General features: G+C 49.2%; 2 protein-coding genes. Both read left to right on the top strand.

Annotated elements, in window-relative coordinates; translation table 11 throughout:
* The first annotated feature begins 317 nt into the window (after positions 1-317).
* Positions 318-833, top strand: a complete 516-nt coding sequence (locus tag KDK18_RS06740) for a YgjV family protein (protein ID WP_257254108.1) — start codon at positions 318-320, stop codon at positions 831-833.
* 315 nt (positions 834-1148) lie between these two features.
* Positions 1149-2534, top strand: coding sequence for an N-acetylglucosamine-specific PTS transporter subunit IIBC (gene nagE / locus KDK18_RS06735; protein ID WP_257254107.1), 1386 nt, complete (start codon positions 1149-1151; stop codon positions 2532-2534).
* Positions 2535-2582 lie beyond the last annotated feature (48 nt).

Raw genomic sequence — 2582 nt, 5'->3', positions numbered from 1 at the left:
CGGCGTAGATAAGTCTACATAATTACAGATTATGTTAGATTTTTAGTAGCGGTATTAGCGGTTGGATGAGGAGGTCATTACGTGCAGTGAATGATTATATTGGATAATTTAATGTTTTGAATTATTTTAGTTCGTTACATCTCGCAATAAAATAAGCATGAGGCATAACAAAAAAAGAGCAAATTGCTGATGTATGAAATAATGGAAAGCCAATTGGCTCGCATAAAACAATCCGGCGAATACAGAATATTTACGGACATCAATCGCATTGGAGGCAATTACCCTTGCGTGAGCCAGAGTGAACAAGGGTTGTAAACATGGATAATTACACGCTTTCACAGATCTTGGTATCCATCGCTATTGTGTTTGACCTGTTGTCTTTTCAGTTCAAAATACGCAAACAGGTGGTGTTGTGCCTGTTTATTGCGGGAGCGTTGATTGCGACGCACTTTTACTTACTCAATGCTTTCACAGCGGCCGTGGTTATGACGATTGCGTCAATACGCTATCTGACCAGTTGCTTTACGTCTCGGCCCGGGGTAAGAAACCTGTTTTTGATTATCAATGTTGTGACACTCTTTGTTACCTACGAGTCTTTCATCAGTCTCGTGGCGTTCGTCGGCTCCTGCCTGCAAACGATAGGCGCATTCAGTAAAGACGATCGTGAGATGAGACTGATCATGATGGTGGGGGCGGTAGTTTGGTTGAGCCACAACGTTCTTGTCCTTTCCCCGATGGCCGTCGTCATGGAAGTGCTGTTCCTGCTCAGTAACATCGTGGCCTACCTAAGGTTCTACAACAGGAGCCCAATAGTGACAAAGTCCGAGTACTGAGCTTTACCTCTGTTTCATTCCAGTCAATGAACAGACACCTGGCTCCCATCGCTTAAGCACCTCATTGAGGTGCTCTCTGAAGTGGTGTGTCATATGTGACTACTGACACCAAATGTTCCGTTTGCTTTTTTGCTCTGGGTCAATAACGGGTTAATCTCCTTACGAAACCTTCACAACACAGTTGAACTGGTGCATTGTGACCGGTTACATTTCGTCCCAAACCATACGCTGCCCATCAAGAGTCTGTCTTTTTGAGTTCCACGGGGTTTTGATAAAGGTTTGTGCAGTGACGTTAAAATCTAAGGGGTAACTATTTTGAACATTCTTGGCTATATGCAGAGATTGGGTAAGGCATTAATGCTGCCCATCGCCACTCTGCCTATTGCGGCAATTCTGCTGCGTCTGGGGCAGCCTGACCTGCTGGATATTGCCTTTGTCGCAGAAGCGGGTAACGCGATCTTCAGTAACCTGCCTTTGCTGTTTGCGATGGGTATTGCTGCCGGACTGTCAAAGGACGATGCCGGTGCTGCGGTGCTGGCGGGTGCAGTGGGTTATTTTGTACTGACTGCCGGGGCCAAGACCATCAATGCTGACATTGATATGTCATTCTTTGGCGGCATTATCGCCGGTATCATTGCCGGTCACAGTTACAATCGTTTTCATGCGGTAGCTCTGCCACCTTACCTGGCGTTCTTCGGCGGCAAACGTCTGGTTCCGATCATGACCGGTCTGATTGCCCTGGCTGTCTCTGTAGTAGCAGGTTATGTATGGCCAGTCATCCAGTCTGCCATTGATGCATTTGCTAATGGAATTTCTGAGTCTGGGCCTATTGGGCAGTTTGCTTACGGGGTGCTGAACCGTGGCCTGATTCCGGTAGGTCTGCACCATGTTGTGAACTCTGTTTTCTGGTTTGGCTTCGGTGAATTCACCAATGCTGCCGGTGAGGTAGTAACGGGTGATTTGCCTCGTTTCTTTGCCGGTGACCCCACTGCCGGTACTTTCATGGCGGGCTTCTATCCGGTCATGATGTTCGGTTTGCCTGCTGCTGCGCTGGCTATGTATCTGGCGGCACCTAGAGAAAATCGTGCCCGTGTGGGTGGTGTTCTGCTGTCTGTCGGTGCAACTGCCTTTCTGACCGGTGTCACTGAGCCTCTGGAGTTCATGTTCGTATTCCTGGCGCCAGGCCTCTACGCTGTTCACGCAGTGCTGACCGGACTGTCTCTGGTGGTCACCAACATGTTTGGTGTTCTGCATGGCTTTGGCTTCTCTGCAGGTGCGCTGGATATGGCTCTGAACTGGGGGCTGGCTACCAAGCCTGTGACACTGGTGTTCATTGGTCTGGCCTTCTCTGTTATCTACTTCTGTGTGTTCTACTTCGCCATCAGGGCTTTCAACCTTAAGACCCCGGGCCGTGAAGATGAGGAGCCGGAGGCAGTAACATCTTCTGGAGCAGTCAGTGGCTCAGAGCGTGCTCTGCGTTATATTGAACTACTGGGTGGAGAGGACAATCTGACCTCTGTTGAAGCCTGTATCACCCGTCTGCGCCTGACTCTGGCCAACCGTGACCTGATCAATGAAGCCGGTCTGAAAGCCTTGGGTGCCAAAGGGGTGGTGAAGCTTGGCGAAAATAACCTGCAGGTGATTCTCGGGCCTCAGGCTGAAATCATTGCGGGTGAAATAAACGCTAAAATGCTGCGCTAGCAGCCTGTCGGACTTAAGGCTGTCCTACTGCGGTTGCAATAAATTGGT

The sequence above is a fragment of the Endozoicomonas sp. SESOKO3 genome (assembly GCF_024606255.1).
This window is presented reverse-complemented; position numbering and strand designations above follow the sequence as displayed.

Coding starts and splice junctions, on each gene's coding strand:
- KDK18_RS06740 (WP_257254108.1), top strand. CDS start 318: ATGGATAATTACACGCTTTCACAGATCTTGGTATCCATCGCTATTGTG.